Annotated in this window: 25 protein-coding genes; 11 read left to right on the forward strand and 14 right to left on the reverse strand. The window is 72.4% G+C overall.

Annotation, left to right across the window (positions count from 1 at the left end; translation table 11 throughout):
- Window positions 1–33: 33 nt before the first annotated feature.
- Both ABZX85_RS13660 and ABZX85_RS13665 read right to left on the reverse strand, forming a co-directional pair.
- Window positions 34–507: a VOC family protein gene (locus ABZX85_RS13660; protein WP_355866397.1), complete on the reverse strand. Its 474-nt coding sequence runs from the start codon at window positions 505–507 to the stop codon at window positions 34–36.
- A 44-nt stretch (window positions 508–551) separates the two neighbouring features.
- Complete coding sequence (locus ABZX85_RS13665; RefSeq protein WP_355866400.1) at window positions 552–1,259, reverse strand: TetR/AcrR family transcriptional regulator; 708 nt, start codon at window positions 1,257–1,259, stop codon at window positions 552–554.
- 149 nt (window positions 1,260–1,408) lie between these two features.
- Here ABZX85_RS13665 and ABZX85_RS13670 point away from each other — a divergent pair, with 149 nt between their 5' ends.
- Entirely contained in the window at window positions 1,409–1,858 is a 450-nt protein-coding gene (locus ABZX85_RS13670; protein WP_355866403.1) for a nitroreductase family deazaflavin-dependent oxidoreductase, read from the forward strand.
- Here ABZX85_RS13670 and ABZX85_RS13675 read toward each other — a convergent pair.
- Window positions 1,848–3,119 (reverse strand): geranylgeranyl reductase family protein, encoded by a 1,272-nt coding sequence (locus ABZX85_RS13675; protein ID WP_355866406.1) that lies wholly within the window; start codon window positions 3,117–3,119, stop codon window positions 1,848–1,850. The genes ABZX85_RS13670 and ABZX85_RS13675 overlap by 11 nt on opposite strands.
- A gap of 192 nt (window positions 3,120–3,311) precedes the next feature.
- Here ABZX85_RS13675 and ABZX85_RS13680 point away from each other — a divergent pair, with 192 nt between their 5' ends.
- Both ABZX85_RS13680 and ABZX85_RS13685 read left to right on the forward strand, forming a co-directional pair.
- Complete coding sequence (locus ABZX85_RS13680) at window positions 3,312–4,667, forward strand: dipeptidase (protein WP_355866409.1); 1,356 nt, start codon at window positions 3,312–3,314, stop codon at window positions 4,665–4,667.
- A 13-nt stretch (window positions 4,668–4,680) separates the two neighbouring features.
- The gene (locus ABZX85_RS13685) at window positions 4,681–5,688 is read left to right on the forward strand and encodes a protein kinase family protein (RefSeq protein ID WP_355866412.1); all 1,008 of its coding nucleotides are present in this window, start codon (window positions 4,681–4,683) and stop codon (window positions 5,686–5,688) included.
- 32 nt (window positions 5,689–5,720) lie between these two features.
- Here ABZX85_RS13685 and ABZX85_RS13690 read toward each other — a convergent pair whose 3' ends face one another.
- The 3 genes from ABZX85_RS13690 to ABZX85_RS13700 all read right to left on the reverse strand — a co-directional run bounded on the left by ABZX85_RS13690 (window position 5,721) and on the right by ABZX85_RS13700 (window position 8,284).
- On the reverse strand, window positions 5,721–6,776 hold the full coding sequence (locus ABZX85_RS13690) for an NUDIX domain-containing protein (protein ID WP_355866415.1): 1,056 nt from the start codon (window positions 6,774–6,776) through the stop codon (window positions 5,721–5,723).
- Window positions 6,777–6,916: 140 nt separating this feature from the next.
- Complete coding sequence (locus ABZX85_RS13695; protein ID WP_355866418.1) at window positions 6,917–7,111, reverse strand: hypothetical protein; 195 nt, start codon at window positions 7,109–7,111, stop codon at window positions 6,917–6,919.
- 219 nt (window positions 7,112–7,330) lie between these two features.
- Entirely contained in the window at window positions 7,331–8,284 is a 954-nt protein-coding gene (locus ABZX85_RS13700) for an ROK family protein (RefSeq protein WP_355866421.1), read from the reverse strand.
- 224 nt (window positions 8,285–8,508) lie between these two features.
- Here ABZX85_RS13700 and ABZX85_RS13705 point away from each other — a divergent pair, with 224 nt between their 5' ends.
- The 3 genes from ABZX85_RS13705 (at window position 8,509) to ABZX85_RS13715 (ending at window position 11,433) form a co-directional block, all read left to right on the forward strand.
- Window positions 8,509–9,558, forward strand: coding sequence for a LacI family DNA-binding transcriptional regulator (locus tag ABZX85_RS13705; RefSeq protein WP_355866424.1), 1,050 nt, complete (start codon window positions 8,509–8,511; stop codon window positions 9,556–9,558).
- Window positions 9,559–10,158: 600 nt separating this feature from the next.
- On the forward strand, window positions 10,159–10,959 hold the full coding sequence (locus tag ABZX85_RS13710; protein WP_355866427.1) for a hypothetical protein: 801 nt from the start codon (window positions 10,159–10,161) through the stop codon (window positions 10,957–10,959).
- Between the two features lie 87 nt (window positions 10,960–11,046).
- Window positions 11,047–11,433: a VOC family protein gene (locus tag ABZX85_RS13715; RefSeq protein WP_355866430.1), complete on the forward strand. Its 387-nt coding sequence runs from the start codon at window positions 11,047–11,049 to the stop codon at window positions 11,431–11,433.
- 139 nt (window positions 11,434–11,572) lie between these two features.
- On the opposite strand, the gene ABZX85_RS13720 is transcribed toward ABZX85_RS13715, so the two are convergent.
- The gene (locus ABZX85_RS13720; RefSeq protein ID WP_355866433.1) at window positions 11,573–12,859 is read right to left on the reverse strand and encodes an aldolase/citrate lyase family protein; all 1,287 of its coding nucleotides are present in this window, start codon (window positions 12,857–12,859) and stop codon (window positions 11,573–11,575) included.
- Window positions 12,860–13,103: 244 nt separating this feature from the next.
- Between ABZX85_RS13720 and ABZX85_RS13725 the strand changes: the two genes are divergently transcribed.
- Complete coding sequence (locus ABZX85_RS13725) at window positions 13,104–14,039, forward strand: endonuclease/exonuclease/phosphatase family protein (protein ID WP_355866436.1); 936 nt, start codon at window positions 13,104–13,106, stop codon at window positions 14,037–14,039.
- A gap of 70 nt (window positions 14,040–14,109) precedes the next feature.
- On the opposite strand, the gene ABZX85_RS13730 is transcribed toward ABZX85_RS13725, so the two are convergent.
- The 4 genes from ABZX85_RS13730 to ABZX85_RS13745 all read right to left on the reverse strand — a co-directional run bounded on the left by ABZX85_RS13730 (window position 14,110) and on the right by ABZX85_RS13745 (window position 17,279).
- A complete protein-coding gene (locus ABZX85_RS13730; RefSeq protein WP_355866439.1) occupies window positions 14,110–15,072 on the reverse strand; it encodes an electron transfer flavoprotein subunit alpha/FixB family protein in 963 nt (320 codons plus the stop codon).
- 78 nt (window positions 15,073–15,150) lie between these two features.
- The gene (locus ABZX85_RS13735; RefSeq protein WP_355866441.1) at window positions 15,151–15,939 is read right to left on the reverse strand and encodes an electron transfer flavoprotein subunit beta/FixA family protein; all 789 of its coding nucleotides are present in this window, start codon (window positions 15,937–15,939) and stop codon (window positions 15,151–15,153) included.
- 220 nt (window positions 15,940–16,159) lie between these two features.
- Window positions 16,160–16,669 (reverse strand): flavin reductase family protein, encoded by a 510-nt coding sequence (locus ABZX85_RS13740; protein WP_355866444.1) that lies wholly within the window; start codon window positions 16,667–16,669, stop codon window positions 16,160–16,162.
- A 196-nt stretch (window positions 16,670–16,865) separates the two neighbouring features.
- Window positions 16,866–17,279: a thioredoxin family protein gene (locus ABZX85_RS13745; RefSeq protein WP_355866447.1), complete on the reverse strand. Its 414-nt coding sequence runs from the start codon at window positions 17,277–17,279 to the stop codon at window positions 16,866–16,868.
- Window positions 17,280–17,354: 75 nt separating this feature from the next.
- Here ABZX85_RS13745 and ABZX85_RS13750 point away from each other — a divergent pair, with 75 nt between their 5' ends.
- The 4 genes from ABZX85_RS13750 to ABZX85_RS13765 all read left to right on the forward strand — a co-directional run bounded on the left by ABZX85_RS13750 (window position 17,355) and on the right by ABZX85_RS13765 (window position 19,990).
- Entirely contained in the window at window positions 17,355–17,771 is a 417-nt protein-coding gene (locus tag ABZX85_RS13750; RefSeq protein WP_355866450.1) for a DUF4395 domain-containing protein, read from the forward strand.
- A gap of 192 nt (window positions 17,772–17,963) precedes the next feature.
- Window positions 17,964–18,692 (forward strand): lysophospholipid acyltransferase family protein, encoded by a 729-nt coding sequence (locus ABZX85_RS13755; RefSeq protein WP_355866453.1) that lies wholly within the window; start codon window positions 17,964–17,966, stop codon window positions 18,690–18,692.
- 90 nt (window positions 18,693–18,782) lie between these two features.
- Entirely contained in the window at window positions 18,783–19,607 is an 825-nt protein-coding gene (locus ABZX85_RS13760) for a GAF domain-containing protein (RefSeq protein WP_355866456.1), read from the forward strand.
- Window positions 19,608–19,699: 92 nt separating this feature from the next.
- Complete coding sequence (locus ABZX85_RS13765) at window positions 19,700–19,990, forward strand: hypothetical protein (RefSeq protein WP_355866459.1); 291 nt, start codon at window positions 19,700–19,702, stop codon at window positions 19,988–19,990.
- Here the strand turns inward: ABZX85_RS13765 and ABZX85_RS13770 are convergent.
- The 3 genes from ABZX85_RS13770 to ABZX85_RS13780 form a co-directional block, all read right to left on the reverse strand.
- On the reverse strand, window positions 19,926–20,570 hold the full coding sequence (locus tag ABZX85_RS13770) for a transglutaminase family protein (RefSeq protein ID WP_355866462.1): 645 nt from the start codon (window positions 20,568–20,570) through the stop codon (window positions 19,926–19,928). The two genes, ABZX85_RS13765 and ABZX85_RS13770, sit on opposite strands and share 65 nt — an antisense overlap.
- Before the next feature lie 87 nt (window positions 20,571–20,657).
- Window positions 20,658–21,728, reverse strand: a complete 1,071-nt coding sequence (locus tag ABZX85_RS13775) for a low specificity L-threonine aldolase (protein WP_355866465.1) — start codon at window positions 21,726–21,728, stop codon at window positions 20,658–20,660.
- Complete coding sequence (locus ABZX85_RS13780; protein ID WP_355866715.1) at window positions 21,725–22,471, reverse strand: SDR family NAD(P)-dependent oxidoreductase; 747 nt, start codon at window positions 22,469–22,471, stop codon at window positions 21,725–21,727. Before ABZX85_RS13780 ends, ABZX85_RS13775 begins: the two co-directional genes overlap by 4 nt.
- Window positions 22,472–22,511: the final 40 nt, after the last annotated feature.

The raw sequence follows: 22,511 nt of genomic DNA on the forward strand, positions 1-22,511 counted from the left end.
ACTTCCCGGGGAGTACGCGGCTCTCCCGGTCGGCTACCGCCCCGGGAAGAAGTCGGCGCTCTGGACGTACTCCATGGCCGCGGTGAACACCGGGTCGTCCAGCCGGCGTTCGAGTTCCTCCGCGGTCACGTCCTCCACGCGCGTGTGAATCCAGTACAGGTTGCCGAGGGGGTCGCGGACGCGGCCGACGCGGTCGCCGAAGGAGAGGTGGGTGACCTCGGTGACGGAGGTGGCGCCGGCCTCGACGGCGCGGCGGTGGACGGCGTCGGCGTCGTCGACGTAGAGGCGCAGGAAGCCGGGGGTGGGCGGCCATCCGGGAGGGGCGTCGAAGGCCATGACGACCGAGTCGCCGATCCGGACCTCCGCGTGGTCGACGGCTCCGCGGGCGCCGACGAGGCAGGACAGTTCCTCGGCGCCGAACGCCTCCTTGAGGAAGGCGATCAGCCGCACGGTGTCGGGGGAGATGATCCACGGCGTCACGGTCGTGTAGCCCTGGGGGACGGGCATGGGTGCCTCCTTGTGGTCGGTTCGGCGGCCACGCTAGGCATCCACTAGGCCAGTTCCCGTCCCACTAGGCCGACCCCGCGCGCGAGGCGGGTGACGGCCTCCCGGAAGAACGGGTCGCGGTCCTCGACGACGCGGTGGAACTGGCCGAAGAGCTCGAAGCCGACGAGGCCGTACAGCTGGGCCCAGGCGGCCACGAGAGCGGCTGCGACGCCCGGGGGGAGGTCGGGGGCCAGGTCGGCGGCGATGCGCTCCGCCTCGGGGCGCAGGGCGGGCGGGAGGGGCGGTTCGGTGAGGGCGCCCGCGTGGTGGGCGTCGCGGGTGAGGGCGATGAGGAGGAGGCCGACGCGGGCGGCGGCGGGGACGGTGGAGTCGGGGGCGCGGTAGCCGGGCACGGGCGAGCCGTAGATCAGCGCGTACTCGTGGGGCCGCGCGAGCGCCCACGCGCGTACGGCCTCGCAGACGGCGACCCAGCGGCGTACGACGTCGTCCTGGGCGACCTCGGCGTGGGCCTTCTCGGCGGCCTCGCCGAGGCTGTCGTAGGCGTCGATGATGAGGGCCGTGAGGAGGTCGTCGCGGCTCGGGAAGTAGCGGTAGAGGGCCGAGGAGACCATGCCGAGCGCGCGGGCGACGGCGCGCAGGGAGAGCTGGGCGGCACCCCCGGCGGCGAGCTGCCGGCGGGCCTCCTCCTTGATGGCGGCGGTCACTTCGACCCGGGCGCGGGCGCGGGCCCCTGGGGAGACGTTGCGGCTCATGCGGGTCAGTCTTCCACCAAAACGGAGCGGTGCACACATTGGAGAACGCCGAACAAAAGAGAGAGCACCGCTCTTGCAATGGGCGCACGCCTCGTGCAGACTCGGAGACACGAACCGAGAGCACTGCTCTCTGAAACCCGGGAGTCACCATGTCGCAGCCGTACTACCTCAAGGGCAGCCCGCTGAACGTCCGCTTCAACAACGTCGTCGGCTGGCTCGCCCGGCACGGCTTCAGCCTCGCGGGCACCGCCGAACTGTCCGTGAAGGGGCGCAAGAGCGGGCAGATGCAGCGCGTGCCGGTCAACCCCCACACGCACGAGGGCGGTCAGTACCTGGTCTCCGCGCGGGGCCACTCGCAGTGGGTGCGCAACATGCGCGCGGCGGGCGGCGGCGAGCTGCGCGTCGGCCGCAAGGTGCGCGAGTTCACGGCCGTGGAGGTGCCCGACGCGGAGAAGCCCGAGGTCCTGCGGAGCTACCTGAAGAAGTGGGGCTGGGAGGTCAACCAGTACTTCCAGGGGGTGACGGCGAAGTCGTCGGACGAGGAGATCGCCGCCGCCGCGGGCGACCACCCCGTCTTCCGGATCACCGTCAGGGGGTGACCTCCTCGTCGGTCTCCTCCGGCTCCGCCGCCTTCGGCCGCGGCTCCACCCCGGTCAGCACGCGCTGCGCGAGCGGATGCGTACGGATCAGCTCGCCCAGGGTCGTCTTGCCGCGGGTGATCTCCGCGAACGCGCGCCAGGCGGGACGGAAGCCGGTGAGAGCGGCGTGGAACAGGCCCGGACGGCGCTCGAAGGCGGCCAGCATGCGCTTGCCGACGCTCATCTCGACGCCGAGGCCCGCCTTGATCGCGAACGCGTAGTTGAGGGCCTGCCGGCGCGTGTCCACCGCGTCGTGCGCCTCCGCGATGCGCACCGCCCACTCCCCCGCGAGCCGCCCCGAGCGCAGCGCGAAGGAGATGCCCTCCCGGGTCCACGGCTCCAGCAGGCCGGCCGCGTCGCCGCAGACCAGCACGCGCCCGCGCGACAGGGGCGAGTCGTCCGCGCGGCAGCGCGTCAGATGGCCCGAGGAGACGCTCGGCTCGAACCCGGCGAGACCGAGCCGCCCGATGAAGTCCTCCAGATACCGCTTGGTCGCGGCGCCCTCCCCGCGCGCGGAGATCACGCCGACCGTCAGGGTGTCGCCCTTGGGGAAGACCCAGCCGTAACTGCCCGGCATCGGGCCCCAGTCGATGAGGACGCGGCCCTTCCAGTCCTCGGCGACCGTCTCCGGCACCGGGATCTCCGCCTCCAGACCGAGGTCCACCTGGTCGAGCTTCACGCCGACGTGCGCCCCTATGCGGCTGGCGCTGCCGTCGGCGCCGACCACCGCGCGCGCCAGGAGCGTCTCGCCGCCCTGGAGGACGACGGCGACGCTGCGCCGGTCCGGGACGGCCGAGCCGTGCTGCTCGACACGTGACACCGTCACGCCCGTGCGCAGCTCGGCGCCCGCCTTCTGGGCGTGCTCCACCAACTGCTGGTCGAACTCGGGGCGGTTGATGAGCCCGAACAGCATCTGGCGCGAGCGGCGCGTGCGCGTGAAGCGGCCGTTGTTGGAGAACGTGACCGCGTGCACCCGGTCCTTGAAGGGGAGCTCGAAGCCGGGCGGCAGCGAGTCCCGGGAGGGGCCGATGATGCCGCCGCCGCACGTCTTGTAGCGGGGCAGTTCGGCCTTCTCCAACAGCAGCACGCGCCGCCCGGTGACGGCCGCCGCGTACGCGGCCGAGGCGCCCGCGGGCCCCGCGCCCACCACGACGACGTCCCACACCCGACGCGCGTCCTCGGTCTCGCTCACGTCGTCCGCCGAAGAGTTCTCGCTGCTCACGATGGTCTGCTGCTCCCGATCCGGCCGCCTGTCGCACCTGTCCACCCGCATCCTACGGCGGAGATCACCGAGGCCCTCCGGTGAGGCCCGGCGGGCCCGAGCGCGTACGCTCGCTGCGAGATCCCCCGCCGTACGGACCCGTACGGACGTGTGCTCACCCCGTACAACGTCGCACCCACGAGGAGCGTGCCCATGTCGTCGAAATCGGTCGCCGAGACCGTCGCCTCCCTGATGCCCAGGGCGAAGGCGGAGCTGGCCGAGCTGGTGGCCTTCCGGTCCGTGGCCGACTTCGAGCAGTTCCCGCGCGCGGAGAGCGAGGCCGCCGCGGCGTGGATCACCGGCGCGCTCACCGCGGAGGGCTTCCAGGACGTCGCCGTCCTCGACACCCCGGACGGCACCCAGTCCGTCTACGGCTTCCTGCCGGGCCCGGAAGGCGCGCGGACGGTCCTGCTGTACGCCCACTACGACGTGCAGCCCCCGCTGGACGAGGCCGCCTGGACGAGCCCGCCCTTCGAGCTGACCGAGCGCGACGGGCGCTGGTACGCGCGCGGGTCCGCCGACTGCAAGGGCGGGCTGATCATGCACCTGCTCGCGCTGCGCGCCCTCAAGGCGAACGGCGGCGTCCCGGTGCACGTCAAGATCATCGTGGAGGGCTCGGAGGAGCAGGGCACCGGCGGTCTGGAGCGGTACGCCGAGGCCCACCCGGAGCTGCTGACCGCCGACACGATCGTCATCGGGGACGCCGGGAACTTCCGGGTCGGGCTGCCGACGGTCACCGCGACCCTGCGGGGCATGACGATGCTCCGGGTGAGCGTGCGCGCCCTCGAAGGCAACCTGCACTCCGGCCAGTTCGGCGGCGCCGCCCCGGACGCCCTCGCCGCGCTGATCCGGGTCCTGGACTCGCTGCGCGCCGAGGACGGGTCGACGACCGTCGCCGGGCTGACGTCCGACGCGCGCTGGGAGGGCCTCCAGTACGACGAGGCGCAGTTCCGGCAGGACGCCAAGGTGCTCGACGGCGTCGAGCTGATCGGCTCCGGGACGGTCGCGGACCGCATCTGGGCGCGTCCCGCCGTCACCGTCCTCGGCATCGACAGCCCGCCGGTCGTCGGCGCCACCCCCTCCGTGCAGGCGTACGCCCGCGCGCTGGTGAGCCTGCGCGTCCCGCCGGGCACGGACGCCGCCGAGGCGACCAAGCTGCTGCGCGCCCACCTGGAGGCGCACACCCCCTGGCACGCGCGCGTGGAGGTCGAACAGGTCGGCCAGGGCCAGCCGTTCAGCGCCGACACCACGAGCCCCGCGTACACGGCGATGGCCGACGCCATGGCCGTCGCCTACCCCGGCCAGGAGATGCAGTACGCCGGCCAGGGCGGCTCGATCCCGCTGTGCAACACCCTCTCCGCGCTCTACCCGCGCGCGGAGATCCTCCTCATCGGCCTCAGCGAGCCGGAGGCGCAGATCCACGCGGTCGACGAGAGCGTGTCCCCGCAGGAGCTGGAGCGGCTGTCGGTGGCGGAGGCTCTGTTCTTGCGGAACTACGCGGCGAGTTGATCGACTGGCGCGTATGCGCCTCACCGTCCACGCCGCCGTGTCGGCCGCCCTCGCCCGCCTCGACGACGCGCGGCTCACCGCCCTCCTCGACGCGGGCGAGCCGCTCGGCACCGGCGTGGGCGGCAGCACCGCGCGCGTGACGGTCGCCGGTCACCCGGTGTTCGTGAAACGCCTCCCGCTGACCGGCGCCGAACGCGACCGCTCGACAGCGGACGTCTTCGGCCTCCCGCCCGCCTGCCACTACGGCATCGGCGCCGTCCCCAGCCCCGGGTTCGGCGTCTGGCGGGAGCTGTCGGTGCACGAGACGACCACCCGGTGGGCCCTCTCCGGCCGCTTCCCGGGCTTCCCCCTGCTGCACCACGCGCGCGTACTGCCCGTCCCCGCCCCGGTGGACTCCCCCGACGCCGACCGGGCGGTCGCCTACTGGGGACCGGCCGTCCGCCCCCGGATCGAGGCCCTCGGTACGGCCCCGGCGAGCCTGACGCTGTTCCTGGAACACTTCCCGGCCACGCTGCACGACTGGCTGCGCGCCCACGTCCACGGACCCCGTCCGGACGAGGCGTGCGCCTGGGCGGAGCGCGAACTGACGGCCCTGACCGGCTTCCTGGGCACCACGGGCCTCGTCCACTTCGACGCCCATTTCCGCAACATCCTCACCGACGGCCGCCGCCTCCACCTCACCGACCACGGACTGGCGCTCTCCACCGGCTTCGCCCTCTCCCCGGCGGAACGCGCCTTCCACACCGCCCACCGCGCCTACGACGACGCCTACACGCGCGCGTACCTGGCCCGTTGGCTGGTCACCGAGTTCCACGGCCGCGCCGACCGCCTGGCACGCCTGCACGCGTACGCGCGGGGCGAACGCCCGGAGGGCATGCCGGACGGCGCGGCGGCGGTGGTCCGGCGGCACGCGGCCGTGGGGGCGGTCATGGACGCGTTCGAGTCACGGCTCGGGCAGGACCCGTCGGCCGTCTTCCCGGCGGACGCGGTACGCCGGCTGTACGCCGCCGAGAGCGCCTGACCGGCCGGCCGCGCAAGGCCCCTGAGGGCCGCTCAGCAGCCCTCTCCGGCCACGGGGACGCCCGACTCCAGGTAGATCGCCGCGCCCCGCTCCCGGGCCCGCAGAGCCCAGCGCAGGCGTTCGAAGCGGTCGGGAGGGAGGAGGCCGACGGCCTCGTCCTCGGTGACGAAGCGCCAGGCGCGCAGTTCGGGGCCGGGGAGGGAGAGTCCGGCGACCGCGGCGGCGTCGAGGCGTCCACCGTCGAAGAGAAAACGCAGACCGCCGTAGCGGGGGCGGCGCGGCGGCTCCCAGTCGACGACGAGGAGCCCGGGAAGCTCCGTGAGCCGGACGCCGGTCTCCTCCTCGACCTCGCGGACACCGGCGCGCGCGGGCGCCTCACCGGGCTCGACGACACCGCCGGGGAACTCCCAGCCGGGCTTGTAGGTCGGGTCGACGAGCAGGACACGGTCGTCCTCGTCGAAGAGCAGCACGCCCGAGGCGAGCGTCTCCGCCGTCGGCTCGGGGGTCTGGACGATGTCGCACACCGGGACGGTGCCGGTGCCGACGGCCTCCGCTATCCGCAGGGCCGCCTCGTACGGCGTGAGGGCGCCGGAGTCGATGAGATGCGCGTCGGCCGTCAGCCAGGCGGCGAGCGCGGCCCGGTACGGCTCGATGTGGTCGTACGACCACTGCCGGACCCGTATCTCGCCGTCCGGGAGGTCCGGCGGGATCGGGCGGTTGGCTATCCGCTCACGCAGGATCGTTTCAGCCGGGGCGAGAAGCACGTGTCGTACCGGTATGCGGCGAGCGGCGAGCCCGCCGAAGATCTCGTCGCGGTACTCCTGGCGCAGCAGCGTCATCGGCACGACCAGCGTGCCGCCGACCTCGCCGAGCAGCGCGGCGGCCGTGTCGATCACGAGCCGGCGCCAGATCGGGAGGTCCTGGAAGTCGCCGACCTCGGCGAGGTGCTTGGCCGGAAGAAGCTGGGTGAGCGCCCCGCCGACGAACTCCGGGTCGAAGAGCGTGCTGTTCGGGATCAGATCGTTCAGTTCCCGTGCGGTGGTCGTCTTCCCCGCACCGAACGCGCCGTTGATCCAGACGACGGTCACGTTTCCCCCTCTTCCGTAGGCCCCCTGAGGCTTGCCCGCTCCACCCTGCCACGGAAACCAGTTCCCGTTGAGGACCAGGTGAAAGCACCGGGGCGCCGGCCCCTCAAGGACCGGCGCCCCGCGCCCCGCGACGGTTCGCGTCAACCGTTCTGCCCGAGGGCGTTGTCGTCGACGGCCAGGCTGTCGTCGGCCACCGTGTGGTCGAGGCTGCTGAGCGTGTTCCCCAGGTCGAACCCCCCGGGCTGGTCGTGGTCCGCGCCGTGCGACGGCGTGATCGCCGCGACGACGAATCCGGTGGCGAGGGAGGCGATGGCCAGCATGCTGCGCTTCTTCATGCCCACTCCAACGCCGGCGCCGGGGCGGAGGTCACGCACGGGGTGCGGGGAGGGGGCCGGGCGCGCACGCACGCGTGGCGGACCGGCTGCTCGACGAGGGCGCCGGATTCGTCGACCGCAGGCGCGCACGCACGCGTGGCGGACCGGTTCGTACGGGGCGTTCACGCGCGCGTGCCGGGCAGGGCGATCCGTGCCCGGCACGCCGTACGCGCGCGTGCCTCACACCCCCGCGGCAGCCGCCCCCTCCTGCCGCACCAGTGCCGCGGCAGCCGCCCCGACCAGTCCCGCGTCCGTGCCCATCTGGGCCGGGACGATGGTGAGGCCCTGGACGAAGGACAGGGTGGCGTAGTCGGCGAGATGGCGGCGCAGCGGGCCGAAGAGGACGTCGCCGGCCTTCCCCACGCCCCCGCCGATCACGACGATGTCGATCTCGACGAGTGTCGCGGTCGCCGCGATGCCCGCCGCGAGGGCCTGGGCGGCGCGGTCGAACGACGCGAGGGCCGCCGGGTCACCCGCGCGCGCGGCGGCGGCGACCGCGGCGGCGGTGGCGTCGCCGTCGGGACCGGGGCGCCAGCCGTTGTCGAGGGCGCGCCGGGCGATGTTGGGCCCGCTGGCGATGCGCTCCACGCAGCCGCGCGCGCCGCAGGGGCAGGGGTCGCCGTCGAGGTCGACGGAGATGTGCCCGATGTGACCGGCGTTCCCGGTCGGCCCGGGGTGCAGCCGGCCGTTCAGCACGAGCCCGCCGCCGACGCCGGTCGAGACGACCATGCACAGCGCGTTGTCGTGCCCCCGCGCGGCGCCCTGCCAGTGCTCGGCGGCCGTGATCGCCACGCCGTCGCCGATCAGCTCGACCGGCAGCTCACCGGTGACCCCGCGGACCCGCGCGACGAGCGGGAACCCGCGCCAGCCGGGCACGTTGACCGGACTGACCGTCCCCGCGGAGGCGTCCACGGGGCCCGCGCTGCCGATGCCGACACTGTGGACGCGGTCCCACAGCGGCGACGACGTCAGCTCCCCGAGCACGCCCTCCACGGCACCCATCACGGTCTCGCCGTCCTCCCGCGCGGGAGTCGGCCGCTGCGCGCGGACCAGGATCGTGCCGTCGCCGTCCACCAGGGCTCCGGCGATCTTGGTGCCGCCGATGTCGAGCGCGGCCACGAGGTCGGTGTGCATCAAAGTCTCGGTTCTCCCCAGTCGACCGTCGAAAAAACGCCGGCCGGTCCAGCTGTGGGGGACGCGGACCGGAGAAGGCGATGGACAGTGTCTCCCGCATCTGACAACGTTGTCCAGGCTCTATGCTCGACGCCACATCCTCATACAACCCCAGGGATCGCGCGACCCCCGCAAACCCGGACATCGCCGTATCCCCGAGGCCGACAGGAACAGGACCCCGCATCGTGCCAGAGACGCCCCGACGCGCCACCCCCCTGACCACCGCCCGCTACGGCAACCGTCCCACCATGAAGGACGTCGCCGCGCGCGCGGGAGTCGGCCTCAAGACCGTCTCCCGCGTGGTCAACGGCGAGCCCGGCGTCACCCCCGAGACCGAGCGGCGCGTCCAGGAGGCCATCGAGGCGCTCGGCTTCCGCCGCAACGACAGCGCGCGGGTCCTGCGCAAGGGGCGGACGGCGAGCATCGGGCTGGTCCTGGAGGACCTCGCGGACCCGTTCTACGGCCCGCTGAGCCGCGCGGTCGAGGAGGTCGCCCGCTCGCACGGCGCCCTGCTGATCAACGGCTCCAGCGCCGAGGACCCCGACCGGGAGCAGGAACTGGCGCTGGCGCTGTGCGCGCGGCGGGTGGACGGGCTCGTGGTGATCCCGGCCGGTGACGACCACCGGTATCTGGAGCCGGAGATCAAGGCGGGCGTCGCGACGGTGTTCGTGGACCGGCCGGCCGGGCGGATCGACGCCGACTGCGTCCTGTCCGACAACTTCGGCGGGGCCCGGGAGGGTGTCACCCACCTCGTCTCGCACGGGCACCGGCGTATCGGGTTCATCGGTGACATGCCCCGCATCCACACGGCCGCCGAGCGGCTGCGCGGTTACCGGGCCGCCCTGGAGGACGCCGGGATAGCCGCCGAGGACGCGTGGATGTCCCTCGGTGTCACCAGTCCCGAGCGGGTGCGCCGCGCGGCCGAGGAGATGCTGTCCGGGCCCTCGCCGGTCACCGCGATCTTCGCCGGCAACAACCGGGTGACGGTCACCGTCATCCGCGTCCTCGCCGAACACGCCCGCCGCGTCGCCCTCGTCGGCTTCGACGACCTCGAACTCGCCGACCTCCTCCAGCCCGGCGTCACCGTCGTCTCCCAGGACGCCGCGATCATCGGCCGCACCGCCGCGGAACGCCTCTTCCAACAACTCGAAGGCACCCACATCGCCCCCGAACGCATCGTCCTGCCGACCCGGCTGATCACCCGGGGGTCGGGGGAACTGGGGCCGGCGGACTGAGGGGGTGCGCCCCCGGCGTGCGGGGGCGTCGTCGGCGGATGAGCTGGAGACCCTGGTTCCGATGTACTGGGGCATCTGATAGTGCTGATCCCCGAGGTGGGGCGGGTGGTGCTGGAGTGGACGGGCATCGGGGAGGCACGGCTGCTGGACGCGGTGGGGTCGGCGCGTTCCCCGCAAGCCGGCGCACTTGCGGCGGCTGACCCGTTCGGTGGTCTGCCTGCCGGTCACCCACCTGAAGCGCCTGGGAGGGTCCGAGTGGCCGTCGTGAGCCGTGAGCGGTGGCTGACGGTCGCGTACCTCACGGTGCCGACCGTGCCGGGCAGTCTTCCGGCCTGGAGGACCGCGGACGGCGGCGGGTGATCCCGGTTCCAGCGATGCCGCGGTCGGTCCGTCCCGACTCGCCGACCAGTCGACAATCCGCTGGTCGCACTCCCCCGGCTCCACACCGGCGAACGCTTCCGCCGACGCGACCGGACGATCCTCGATGCGCTGTGCCGTCCACAGGGTCGACTCGATCGGACCGCAGGGATGTGCAGCGGAACATCTCGCGTGTGATGTCCTACCGCCCCACCCCGCCCCCAGTCCGGTATGACACATCACATGCCACCACCCCCCACCCTCACCTCCCTCGGCCTGGCCCGAGCCCCCCGTGACCACCCCCTCACCTACCCCGGCCCCTGGCCCGCCGCCTCCGCTCTCCTCCAAGGGGACCGCCTCCTCCCCCTGGACCGTCTGACCCACCCCGGCCGCACTCCGGTCCTGGCCGTCGGGTCGAACGCGTGCCCCGGGCAGCTCCGGCACAAGATGGACGAGTTCGGGATCGCCTCGCCCATCCCGATGACGAAGGCACGCGTCGCGGGTCTCGAGGTCGGCGTCTCGGCGCATGTGAGCCGGCTGGGGTACATCTCCGCGTCGCCGGTCGACGCCCCGGGCGCGGTAAGGGAGTTGTTCGTCATCTGGCTGGACGACGAGCAGCTGAGGGTCGTCGACGCCAGTGAGGGGGCGGACTCGCCCGAGGGGAACTACGCCCGAGTGCCGCTCCCCGGACCGGAGTTCAGGGTGGAGCTGGAGAACGGCCACGTCCTGCCGGGGACCTACGCCTACGTGAACCGGCACGGAGTCCTGCACGACGGCACGGGCGCCCCGCGCCGCCACCTCGACCAGCGCACCCTGATCACCGAACTCCTCAAGAAATCGGCGGAGTTGAGGCGCCTGTTCGGCGGCACCCCGGAGGAGTTCTGCGCGCGGGCCCGAGCGGACGCGGACCTGTGCGAGCGGGGCACCCGGCTGCTGAGGGAGGAGAAACTGGTCACGGCGTCCGGGCTGGAACACCTGTACGCCCCGAGGAGGCGCGGCCGAAACGCTACGCCGCAGGTCAGATCGGCGGGGCCACCGAGCTAGGGTCGAAGACACGGCGTCGCGTGCCGGTCACCGTCCCGGTGCGGCATGGAGGCGCCCGTGAGATTGCCTGACGGAGGCATTCCACATATGTCGGTAGAACTGAACCACACCATCGTGCACTCCCTGGACCAGGAGAAGTCCGCGCACTTCCTCGCGGACATCCTCGGGCTGAAGGTCGGCCCGCAGCTCGGCCCGTTCCTCCCCGTCGGCACCGCGAACGGTGTGACGCTGGACTTCCTGACCGTACCGGCGGAGTCCATCACCATGCAGCACTACGCCTTCCTCATCTCCGACGAGGAGTTCGACGCGGCCTTCGCCCGGATCGAGGAGGCGGGGATCGAGTACTTCGACGATCCGCACGCGAGGCGGTCGGGCCGGATCAACCACTACTACGGCGGCCGTGGCCTGTACTTCATGGACCCGTCCGGTCACGCGATGGAGATCATCACCCGCCCGTACAGCAACGAGGAGTAGCCCTCGGCGGCGTGCGGCACCACCGGCCGGTCCCTCGGGCCGGCCGGTCCCGCCGCCCGGGGGCCACGGCACGTGAACAAGCCGAGTTCCGGCGCCACTTCAGCACCACCGCCCCCTCCCGGGGCCACCGGCCGGCCCCTCACCCCGCCTTCCGCCGCCCCGCGAACCCCTCCAGCTCCCCGCGCGTGAGCCCGCTCGCCTCCGCCACCTCCTCCGCGTCCAGCGCCCCGCAGTCCAGTCCGCGCAGCAGGTATCCTCCGAGCGCCTTGGCGGTGGCCGGTTCGTCCATGACGTCCCCGGTGGTGCGGCTGGCGTAGCGGGAGAGGCGGGCGGCGGCCTGGGCGAACCCCTCGCGGTAGAAGGCGAAAACCGCGGCGTACCGGGTGGGGAGGTGGCCGGGGTGCATGTCCCAGCCCTGGTAGTAGGCGCGGGCGAGGGCGCGCCGGGTCAGCCCGTAGTGCAGGCGCCAGGCGGCGTGGACCTGCTCGGTGGGGCCGACCGGCAGGACGTTCGTGGAGCCGTCGCAGACGCGTACGCCGGTGCCCGCGGCGGCGACCTGCATGACGGCCTTGGCGTGGTCGGCGACGGGGTGGTCGCTGGCCTGGTGGGCGGCGGAGACGCCGAGGGAGGCGCTGTAGTCGAAGGTGCCGTAGTGCAGGCCGGTGGCGCGGCCCTCGGCGGCGTCGATCATGCGGGCGACGGTCGCGGTGCCGTCGGCGGCGAGGACGGCCTGGCTGGTCTCGATCTGGATCTCGAAGCCGATCCGCCCGGTTTCGAGGCCGCGCGCCCTCTCGAACGCCTCCAGGAGCCGGACCATGGCGGTGACCTGCTCGGGGTAGGTCACCTTGGGGAGGGTGAGGGTGAGCCCCTCGGGCAGTCCGCCCGCTTCGACGAGGCCGCTGAGGTAGATGTCGAGGGTGCGGATGCCCCGGTCGCGGACGGCGGCCTCCATGCACTTCATGCGGATGCCGGTGTACGGCACGGCGGTGCCGTCCCGGTGCGCCGCGGCGACGAGGCGGGCCGCCCGCGCGGCGTGCCGGTCCTCCTCGGCGTCGGGGCGGGGGCCGTAGCCGTCCTCGAAGTCGATCCGCAGGTCTTCCACCGGTTCGCGCTCCAGCTTGGCGCGCACGCGTGCGTGGACGGCTTCGGCGAGGTCGTCGGCGAGGCCCAGTACGGCGGCGAAGGAGGCGGCGTCCGGGGCGTGTTCGTCGAGGGCGGCGAGCGCGCGGTCGCCCCAGGTGCGGACCGTGTCGGCGGCGAAGGCGTCACCGGGGACGTAGACGGTGTGGACGGGCTGGCGGGTGCCGGGGTCGCCGGGGTAGCGGCGGGCCAGTTCCTCGTCGACCGGGGCGAGGCGGGCGCCGATCTCCTCGCCGACGGCGCGCCCCAGGCTCGTCACGACCGGCTCCTGCTGCCCTTGCCCCATCCCGCACCCTCCTGTTTTCCGCTCTACGGAATCAACACTCCAGCGACGGAAGCCAACAACGGATCTTCCCGCAGGTCAACACCCCGTCCACGGAGCGGCCCGCCCCGCCGCGGACCACCTCGTACCCCTTCATCGTTCCTACCCCCTCCAGCGGTTCACCCCCACTGATCCTCTTCTTCACCGGGACCCTCTTTCGCCCGGCGGTTCGCGCCCTCATCCTGATCCCCAAGGGGAGGGGGCGCACATGACGGGCACCACCGGAGTGACGCGGCGCACGGGGTTACGGACCGCGGTGGCGGCGGCCGTGGCCGTCCCGCTGCTGGGCACGGTCGGGGCCTCGCAGGCCCACGTCGACCGCGCCGGCTCTCCCGGACCGTCCGTGCGGCCCCGGCCCGTGCAGCCCGCTCCCCCGCTGAAGGTCATGACCTTCAACCTCCGTTTCGCCAGCACCCGAGAGCCCAACAGCTGGGCCGCGCGCCGCCCCGTGACCCGGGAACTCCTCCTGCGGGCGGCCCCGTCCGTCGTCGGCACCCAGGAGGGCGTGGACGGGCAGATCCTGGACATCGCCGCCGACCTCGGACCGCGGTACGCGTGGATCGGTACGGGACTCGAGGGCCGTACCGAGGACGAGTCGCTGGCCGTCTACTACGACACCGCGCGCCTGCGGCCCGTCTCGCACGGCACGTACGCCCTCTCCGACACGCCGGACGACCTGACGTCGAACACCTGGGGCGCGGCGTTCGTCCGGATGTGCACCTGGGTGCGGTTCCGGGACCGACTGGGTCCCGGCCGGGAGTTCTACGTCCTGAACACGCACCTGGACCACCGCAGCCAGTACGCACGCGCGCGTGCCGCGTCCCTGATCGCCGACCGCATGGCCGCGCTCCGCCTCCCCGCGCTGCTGATCGGGGACTTCAACGCCGCGGCCCACCAGAACGAGGTGTACGACACCCTGGTGGACGGCGGGCTCGTCGACACGTGGGACAGCGCCCTCACGCGCGGGCCGTCGTTCGGGACGTTCCACAACTACCGGGGGCTCGTGGCGGACGGCCGGCGCATCGACTGGGTGCTGGCCACCCCGGGGATACGCGCCCGCCGGGCCTGGGTGGACACGTACACGCGCGGGGGCCAGTACCCGAGCGACCACCTCCCGGTGTGCGCGGACGTGGATCTGGCGTAGGCCCCGGAAGGCAAGGAGGCCCCGCGACCGGGAACGCCGGTCACGGGGCCTCGCGAGTACCGCTCGGGGATCAGCCCTTGCGGGTGTTGATCTCCTCGGTGAGCTGCGGGACGACGTCGAAGAGGTCGCCGACGACGCCGTAGTCGACGAGGTCGAAGATCGGGGCCTCGGGGTCCTTGTTGACCGCGACGATCGTCTTGGACGTCTGCATGCCCGCGCGGTGCTGGATCGCGCCGGAGATGCCGTTGGCGATGTAGAGCTGCGGCGAGACGGACTTGCCGGTCTGGCCGACCTGGTTGGTGTGCGGGTACCAGCCGGCGTCGACGGCCGCGCGGGAGGCGCCGACGGCCGCGCCGAGGGAGTCCGCGAGGGCCTCGATGATCGCGAAGTTCTCGGAGCCGTTGACGCCACGGCCGCCGGAGACGACGATCGCGGCCTCGGTCAGCTCCGGACGGCCGGTCGACTCGCGCGGGGTGCGGCCGGTGACCTTCGTGCCGGTCGCGGCGGCGGAGAACGACACGTCCAGGGCCTCGACGGCGCCGGCGGCCGGGGCGGCCTCGACGGCGGCGGAGTTGGGCTTGACGGTGATGACCGCGGTGCCCTTGACGGCGCGGGACCTGGTGGTGAAGGACGCGGCGAACACGGACTGCGTCGCCACCGGGCCCTCGTCACCGGCCTCCAGGTCGGTCGCGTCGGTGATCAGACCGGCCTCGATGCGCAGCGCGAGGCGGGCGGCGATCTCCTTGCCCTCGGCGGAGGAGGAGACCAGCACGGCGGCCGGGGAGACGGCGGCGTGGGCGGCCTGGAGGGCGTCGACCTTGGGGACGACGAGGTAGTCGGCGTACTCGGACGCGTCGTGCGTCAGGACGCGGACCGCGCCGTGCTCGGCGAGGACGGCGGCCGTGTCGGCGGCACCGGCGCCCAGCGCGACGGCGACGGGCTCGCCGATGCGGCGCGCGAGCGTCAGCAGCTCAAGGGTGGGCTTGCGGACGGCGCCGTCCGCGTGGTCGACGTAGACGAGGACTTCAGCCATGGGAATGCTCTCCTGCGAAACGAAGTTGAAGGGCGGTCGGCAAGGGGCGCGGATGAACCTCCGCCCCACGCAAGGGGCCTAGATGAACTTCTGGCCCGCGAGGAACTCGGCAAGCTGCTTGCCGCCCTCGCCCTCGTCCTTGACGATCGTGCCGGCGGTGCGCGCCGGACGCGCGGTCGCGTCGTCGACCTTGGTCCAGGCGCCGTCCAGGCCGACCTCCTCGGCCTCGATGTCGAGGTCGGACAGGTCCCAGGACTCGACCGGCTTCTTCTTGGCGGCCATGATGCCCTTGAAGGACGGGTAACGCGCCTCGCCCGACTGGTCGGTGACGGACACGACGGCCGGCAGGGACGCCTCCAGCTGCTCCGAGGCGGCGTCGCCGTCGCGGCGGCCCTTGACGACGCCGTCCTCGACCTCGACCTGGGAGAGCAGGGTGACCTGCGGGACGCCGAGGCGCTCGGCCAGCAGGGCCGGGACGACACCGCCGCCGCCGTCGGTGGAGGCCATGCCGGAGACGACCAGGTCGAAGCCGGCCTTCTCGATGGCCTTGGCGAGCACCAGGGAGGTGCCGATGACGTCGGTGCCGTGCAGGTCGTCGTCCTCGACGTGGATCGCCTTGTCGGCGCCCATGGAGAGGGCCTTGCGCAGGGCGTCCTTGGCGTCCTCGGGGCCGACCGTCAACACGGTGACCTCGACGTCGTCGTCCGAGTTCTCGGAGATCTGGAGAGCCTGTTCGACCGCGTACTCGTCGAGCTCGGAGAGCAGACCGTCCACGTCGTCACGGTCGACGGTCAGGTCATCGGCGAAGTGCCGGTCGCCGGTGGCGTCGGGCACGTACTTCACAGTGACAACGATCCTCAAGCTCACGCCGGCTCTCCTACTGCATCGTCAGTTCTCGGCTGCCTACTTACAGGCAGCATAGGCGCCTGAAGAGGCCGTTCCCGATCGGGGGCGGCCCGCCTCCGTCCGGAATATTACTCACCAGTACAACCAGTTCATGCCCGCTAAGCAAGCGCTTTGAACTGTGACCTTCGCAACGCAGCGTAACCGGAACTCGACGGTCCCGCAGGAGGGCGGGAGAGCGATCTCAGTCACGCAGCGCGTTGAACCGCCCCTGGTGGTACAGCAACGGTCGTCCCGCGCGCGTGGGGTCGCCGAGAACGACCTCCGCGAGCACGATGCGGTGGTCCCCGGCGGGCACGCGCGTGTGCACGCGGCAGACGAGCCAGGCGAGGACGTCGTCCAGCACGGGCACCCCCTCGGGGCCCTCGTGCCAGGAGGTGGGGGCGCCGAAGCGGTCGGCGCCGCTGCGGGCGAAGGTGGCGGCGAGGTCGGTCTGGTGCTCGCCGAGTATGTGCACCCCGACATGCCTGGCGCGGGACACCGCGGGCCAACTGGAGGCGCCGACACCGATACCGAAGGAGAGCAGGGCGGGCTCGGCGGAGACGGAGGTGAGGGAGGTGGCGGTGAATCCGACGGGACCGTCCTCACCGGTGGCCGTGATCACGGCCACACCGGCGGCGTGCCGGCGGAAGACGGAGCGCAGGAGGTCGGGGGAGGCGAGCTGAGCGGCGGCGAGGTCGGGCGAGGCCGTCATCGGGTTGTCCTTCGGGAAGAAGTGACGAGCTGGGTCCGGGGTGCTCAGCGGCCCGGACAGCGTGCGCTCGCGGTGCTCCGGGCCAGGTCGACGTGGACCCGTCCGTAGAGAAGGAGTTCCTCAGGCATGACGTCAGGCTGACGATAGGTGGCATGTCCAGTCAAGGGCGTTCCGGGATCTGGAAGCTGCCGCTCCGTCACACCGCCTCCCCCAGCGCGGCGATGACGTCCGCCTTGCGCGGCTGCCCGCTGGCACGCCGTACGACGTTCCCGGCGGCGTCGAGGACCAGCACCGTCGGCGTCTTGAGGATGTCGAGTTCGCGCACGAGGTCGAGGTGTTTCTCCGCGTCGATCTCTATGTGGGCGACGCCGGGGACCATTTCGGCCACTTCCCCGAGAGTGCGCCTCGTCGCCCGGCAGGGGGCGCAGAAGGCGCTGGAGAACTGGACGAGGGTGGCCCGCTCGCCGAGTTCGCCGCCGAGCCGGCCGACGTCGAGCCGTCTGCCGTCGTCGCGTCCACGCACGCGCACCCTCCCGCCGCGCCGCCTGTGCAGCACTCCGTAGGCGCTCGCCGCCGCGAGCACCGCCACGCACACCATGAGTCCGGTCATCTGCTGCTCAAGCGTTCACGAGACTGCAAACATTCCCGACTCCTCAGGGGATTTCCGGTGCGGAATGCTGGATTCATGGACATCGACGCACGCGGGCCCCGCTTCGGCGCGGCCGTCACGACCGTCGTTCTGGCGGTCGTCCTGATCACCGGCAGCGCCTGGCTCCTCGCCTGGCAGACGCTGGCGTTCGCGCTGGGCGCGGCGGGCGGAGTGGCCCGCTCGCCCTACGGCTGGGCCTTCAGGACCCTCGTACGGCCCCGGCTCGGGCCTCCGTCGGAGTTCGAGGCGCCGGAGCCGCCGAGGTTCGCGCAGGCCGTGGGGCTGCTGTTCGCGGGCGTCGGGCTGGCCGGATTCGGCCTGGGTGTGGAGTGGCTGGGACTCGCCGCCACGGGGCTCGCGTTGGCGGCGGCGTTCCTCAACGCGGCGTTCGGGTACTGCCTGGGCTGCGAGATGTACCTGCTCGTCCGGCGCGTCGCGGTCCGCGCGGAGTAAAGAAAGGATCAAAGCCCGAGGTGGATCAAGGTGTGGACGTGACGAGAATCTCCGACTCCGCCGGGAACCAGGACTGGCCCGCCGCACGTTCTTGGGGCACGATCTGCGACATGCCGTAAACCTACGGCTGCGTAACTTGCCCGCCGGGAGTTCCCCTTCCCAGGCCGAGTGAAGGAAGGGTCCGCCTCACCCATGGCAGAGCTTGTCTACCGTCCCGCAATCGGTCTCGCGCAGACCCTTTTCAAGGTCTGGGACCTCAAGATCGACCTTCGGGGCTCGGAGAACATCCCGCGGTCGGGCGGTGCTGTGCTGGTGAGCAACCACATCAGCTACCTGGACTTCATCTTCGACGGCCTGGCGGCGCTCCCGCAGAAGCGGCTGGTGCGCTTCATGGCCAAGGAGTCGGTCTTCCGGCACCGCGTCTCCGGTCCGTTGATGCGCAACATGAAGCACATCCCGGTGGACCGCAAGCAGGGCGAGGCCGCCTACCAGCACGCGCTGGCCTCCCTGCGCTCCGGTGAGATCGTCGGCGTCTTCCCCGAGGCCACCATCTCCCAGTCCTTCACCCTGAAGACGTTCAAGTCCGGCGCCGCGCGGCTCGCCCAGGAAGCGGGCGTCCCGCTGATCCCGATGGCCGTCTGGGGCACCCAGCGCCTCTGGACGAAGGGCCAGCCCCGCAACTTCAAGCGCAGCCACATCCCGATCACGATCCGCGTCGGCGAGGCCCTCGAAGCCTCCAAGGACAAGTACGCGGGCGCCATCACCCGCCAGGTCCGCGAGCGCGTCCAGGAGCTCCTGGAGGCCGCCCAGCGCGCCTACCCGGTCCGCCCCAAGAACGCGAGCGACACCTGGTGGATGCCGGCCCACCTCGGCGGCACGGCCCCGACCCCGGAGCAGCTGAAGGCAGCCGAGACCCGCTGACCCGGCCGGAACCGGAACCAGCACCGCTACCCGGGCGTCTCCCGCTCCGGGTGGCGACCGGCGCCGTCCTCCGGCGCACCCAGGGGCGGGATGAACTGGCTGGGCAAGTACTGGCTGAAGGTCTCGCTGCTGAGCATGTCGAGCCTTCTCGCCGCGGCCGTCTTCACCGCGTCCGTCGTGGCCGGTGACAACGAGTCCGACTACCAGGACCTCGCACTGTGGCTGGGCATGGCCCTGGCCGTGATGGTCGTCCTGGTCACCGCGAGCGAGACCGTCCTCAACGAACGCGAGAAGAACAAGGCGCGCAACGAGGCGGTCCGTACGGCGGCCCAGCTCCGCCTCCTCTACAACAACGTCCTCGCGCAGATGTCCGCGCCGCTCGGGCACCTCGCCAAGGAGCATGCGGACGCGTACGGCGCCACCGGGGCGACCCCTCCGACCGCGCTGACCGACGCGCAGCGCGACGACCTCAAGACGGTGCTGCGGTCGGTCCTGACCGGGGCGGTGACGCTGACGGCGCCCATCGACTCGGCGGGCCTGCCCACGGCCCGCAGCGCGTTCTACCGGTTCCAGGCCGGTACGAACCACCGGTTCACCCGCGAACCCCAGGACTGGGCCGGCCGGCCGACGCCGCCTCGCCTCATCGTCGACGGCCAGGACGGCGGCCACTTCCTGCACGGCATCCTCCAGCCGCGTACGGCCTTCCACGCGGGGACGGCCACCGGACTGGTCAGCGTCCTGCGACCGCTGAGCACCGAATACCGGTCCGTGATCGCCGTACCGGTGATCGCGGGCGACCGGGAGTTCGGCGTGCTCGCCGTCGACGCCCCCGGTGCCGGCGATCTGACCGTCGCCCATGTCCGCCTGCTCCAGTGCCTGGCCGACATACTGGGCGCGACACTGGCACTGGCCTGAGAGCGGAGGTCCGGATGGCAGCGCGGGACCGCTTCCGTCTCCGTCCTGCGCGACGTCGTCGCCAGGGCAACTCCGAGCCTGAACCGGGCTCTGTGGAACACCTGACGCAGATGCTGCGCCGCTACGAGGCGGAGACGGGCGAGGAGTTCGACGAACGGGTCGCCCAGGAGAGCGGGACGTTCGGCTGGGAGACCTTCTCGCTGATCGTCCTCCTCGTCGGCGCCCTGGTGTGCGCGCTGATCACGGCGCTCCAGGGGCTGACCTCGTGGGCGTACGGCTGTGCCGGGGGCGCGGGCGTGTTCGCGGCCGTGGTGGCGCTCAGGGCGTGGGCCGCGGCCCGCCGACGCCGTCCTCCGGCTCCTCGGGGTGACGCAACGCGGTAGGCAGCGTGCGCCACAGGGTCGTGCGGTCGGGGGCCGCTCGGAGCGCTTCCAGGACGACCGGATGGGGCTCCGCATAGAGGGTCGGGTAGTCGAACTCGCCCTCCCGGGCATCCGGTACCCAGGCCAGTCGCTCCCCCGTGAGGGAGAACTGCGCGTTCACCCCCGGCTTGTTGCCGCGGGGGTCCTGTCGGTGCCAGGCGCCCTTGAAGCGGACGGCGATCAGGCCGTGGACGACGTGCCCGGGGGTGTCGTCGGCGCGCAGGAGCTGGTAGCAGAGGGCGGTGGGGATGTCCTCGGCGCGCAGGAGGGCCGCGAGGGCGTGCGCCTTGGCGTGGCAGATGCCGGTGCGCCGCTCCAGGACGTCGGAGGCGCGCCAGGTGACACGGGGGTCCTGGGCGTCCTGGGAGTGGGGGATCTCGTCACGGACGTACTCGAACGCGGCCTGTGCATAGGCATACGAGTCGGGTACGTCTGCGGCGAGCCGGGCGGCGGTCTGCCGTACGACGGGATGGTGGTGGTCGACGACCTCGTCGGCCGCGAGGTACGCGGACAGGTCGGGGGTGTTCTGGATCAGCTCCATGCCTGTTGAGGATAGGAACTCACCTGCCCGATCGTCAATTCTTTTACGCTCACACGCATACTTATGCAGCGACAGTCGACCGGCCTCTCAGCGCGCCATCTCCTCCTTCAGCGCCGCCACGAACTCGTCCACGTCGTCCTCGGACGTGTCGAAGGAGCACATCCAGCGCACGACCCCGGCCGCCTCGTCCCAGAAGTAGAACCGGAACCTCTCCTGGAGGCGGACGCTCACGTCGTGCGGGAGGCTCGCGAAGACCCCGTTGGCCTGGACCGGGTAGAGGATCTCGACGCCGTGCACCGCGCGGACGCCCTCGGCGAGGCGCTGGGCCATCTCGTTGGCGTGCCGGGCGTTGCGCAGCCAGAGATCCTTGGCGAGCAGCGCCTCCAACTGCACGGAGACGAACCGCATCTTGGAGGCGAGCTGCATGGACAGCTTGCGCAGGTGCTTCATCTGCCGGACGGCGTCCTGATTGATCACGACGACCGCTTCGCCGAACAGCGCGCCGTTCTTCGTGCCGCCCAGGGAGAGGATGTCGACGCCGACGGCGTTGGTGAACGTCCGCATGGGGACGTCGAGGGAGGCCGCCGCGTTGGCTATCCGCGAGCCGTCGAGGTGGACGCGCATCCCGCGCGCGTGCGCGTGGTCGCAGATCGCGCGGATCTCGTCCGGCGTGTAGAGGGTGCCGAGTTCGGTGGACTGGGTGATCGAGACGACCTGCGGCATCGCGCGGTGCTCGTCCTCCCAGCCGTACGCCTGCCGGTCGATCAGCTCGGGCGTCAGCTTGCCGTCCGGGGTGGGGACGGTGAGCAGCTTCAGGCCGCCCATGCGTTCGGGCGCGCCGCCCTCGTCGACGTTGATGTGGGCGCTCTCCGCGCAGATCACGGCGCCCCAGCGGTCGGTGACGGCCTGGAGCGCGACGACGTTGGCGCCGGTGCCGTTGAAGACGGGGAACGCCTCGGCCGTGGGGCCGAAGTGGCTGCGGATCACCGACTGGAGGTGCTCGGTGTAGTCGTCCTCGCCGTAGGCGACCTGGTGGCCGCCGTTGGCGAGCGCGAGGGCGGCCATCACCTCCGGGTGGGCGCCCGCGTAGTTGTCGCTGGCGAAGCCCCGGACCTCGGGGTCGTGGTGGCGGCGGGCGTCGGTCTTCGGAGGGTTCACGGCTGCTCGGTGAGCCACAGGCGCTGTCCGTTCACTTCGGCGGCGGACCGCTCCCAGACTCCGGCGACGGCCTCGGCGAGGTCCTTGACGTCGGTGAAGCCCGCGAACCTGGCGTTGGGCCGCTCGGCGCGCATCGCGTCGTGCACGAGCGCCTTGACGACCAGGATCGCGGCGGCGGAGGTCGGGCCCTCCTCGCCGCCGGCCTTGCGGAAGTAGTCGGCGAGGGCCAGCGTCCACGCCTCGGCGGCGGCCTTGCCCGCGGCGTACGCGGCGTTGCCCGCAGTGGGGGCGCTCGCGCCGGCGGCGCTGATCAGGACGTACCGGCCCCGGTCGCTGCGCTGGAGCGCCTCGTGGAAGGCCAGGGAGGTGTGCTGCACGGTGCGGATGAGCAGCAGCTCCAGGAAGTCCCAGTCGTCGAGGCTGGTCTTGGTGAAGGTCTCGCTGCCGCGCCAGCCGCCGACGAGGTGGACGACGCCGTCGACGCGCCCGAACTCCTTCTCCGTGCGCTCGGCCCAGCTCCGGGTGGTCTCCAGGTCCAGCAGGTCGACGGTGTCGCCGACGACGGTCGCGCCGCCGTGGGCGTACCGGGCCGCGTCCACGGCCGCCGCGAGGCGTTCCGCGTCGTTGTCGGCGCCCACGACGGTCGCCCCCGCCTCGGCCAGCCGCATCACCGTCGCCTGCCCGGCGGGCCCGCCGGCACCGGCGACCACGATCACCGCACCGCTCAGCGTCCCGTTGCCCATGTTCCTCGCCTCGCTCTTGTCGTCCACGCTCTTGCCGTCC

The sequence above is a fragment of the Streptomyces sp. NPDC004539 genome, from assembly GCF_040610055.1.
Taxonomy (GTDB): domain Bacteria; phylum Actinomycetota; class Actinomycetes; order Streptomycetales; family Streptomycetaceae; genus Streptomyces.

Excerpts from the sequence above, each read along its gene's own strand:
- ABZX85_RS13680 (WP_355866409.1), top strand. The coding sequence starts at position 3,312 with ATGTCGTCGAAATCGGTCGCCGAGACCGTCGCCTCCCTGATGCCCAGG.
- ABZX85_RS13685 (WP_355866412.1), top strand. The coding sequence starts at position 4,681 with ATGCGCCTCACCGTCCACGCCGCCGTGTCGGCCGCCCTCGCCCGCCTC.
- ABZX85_RS13695 (WP_355866418.1), bottom strand. The coding sequence starts at position 7,111 with ATGAAGAAGCGCAGCATGCTGGCCATCGCCTCCCTCGCCACCGGATTC.
- ABZX85_RS13720 (WP_355866433.1), bottom strand. The coding sequence starts at position 12,859 with ATGGGGCAAGGGCAGCAGGAGCCGGTCGTGACGAGCCTGGGGCGCGCC.
- ABZX85_RS13730 (WP_355866439.1), bottom strand. The coding sequence starts at position 15,072 with ATGGCTGAAGTCCTCGTCTACGTCGACCACGCGGACGGCGCCGTCCGC.
- ABZX85_RS13670 (WP_355866403.1), top strand. The coding sequence starts at position 1,409 with ATGTCGCAGCCGTACTACCTCAAGGGCAGCCCGCTGAACGTCCGCTTC.
- ABZX85_RS13740 (WP_355866444.1), bottom strand. The coding sequence starts at position 16,669 with ATGACGGCCTCGCCCGACCTCGCCGCCGCTCAGCTCGCCTCCCCCGAC.
- ABZX85_RS13665 (WP_355866400.1), bottom strand. The coding sequence starts at position 1,259 with ATGAGCCGCAACGTCTCCCCAGGGGCCCGCGCCCGCGCCCGGGTCGAA.
- ABZX85_RS13750 (WP_355866450.1), top strand. The coding sequence starts at position 17,355 with ATGGACATCGACGCACGCGGGCCCCGCTTCGGCGCGGCCGTCACGACC.
- ABZX85_RS13710 (WP_355866427.1), top strand. The coding sequence starts at position 10,159 with ATGCCACCACCCCCCACCCTCACCTCCCTCGGCCTGGCCCGAGCCCCC.
- ABZX85_RS13760 (WP_355866456.1), top strand. The coding sequence starts at position 18,783 with ATGAACTGGCTGGGCAAGTACTGGCTGAAGGTCTCGCTGCTGAGCATG.
- ABZX85_RS13780 (WP_355866715.1), bottom strand. The coding sequence starts at position 22,471 with ATGGGCAACGGGACGCTGAGCGGTGCGGTGATCGTGGTCGCCGGTGCC.
- ABZX85_RS13715 (WP_355866430.1), top strand. The coding sequence starts at position 11,047 with ATGTCGGTAGAACTGAACCACACCATCGTGCACTCCCTGGACCAGGAG.
- ABZX85_RS13660 (WP_355866397.1), bottom strand. The coding sequence starts at position 507 with ATGCCCGTCCCCCAGGGCTACACGACCGTGACGCCGTGGATCATCTCC.
- ABZX85_RS13745 (WP_355866447.1), bottom strand. The coding sequence starts at position 17,279 with ATGACCGGACTCATGGTGTGCGTGGCGGTGCTCGCGGCGGCGAGCGCC.
- ABZX85_RS13700 (WP_355866421.1), bottom strand. The coding sequence starts at position 8,284 with ATGCACACCGACCTCGTGGCCGCGCTCGACATCGGCGGCACCAAGATC.
- ABZX85_RS13755 (WP_355866453.1), top strand. The coding sequence starts at position 17,964 with ATGGCAGAGCTTGTCTACCGTCCCGCAATCGGTCTCGCGCAGACCCTT.
- ABZX85_RS13725 (WP_355866436.1), top strand. The coding sequence starts at position 13,104 with ATGACGGGCACCACCGGAGTGACGCGGCGCACGGGGTTACGGACCGCG.
- ABZX85_RS13770 (WP_355866462.1), bottom strand. The coding sequence starts at position 20,570 with ATGGAGCTGATCCAGAACACCCCCGACCTGTCCGCGTACCTCGCGGCC.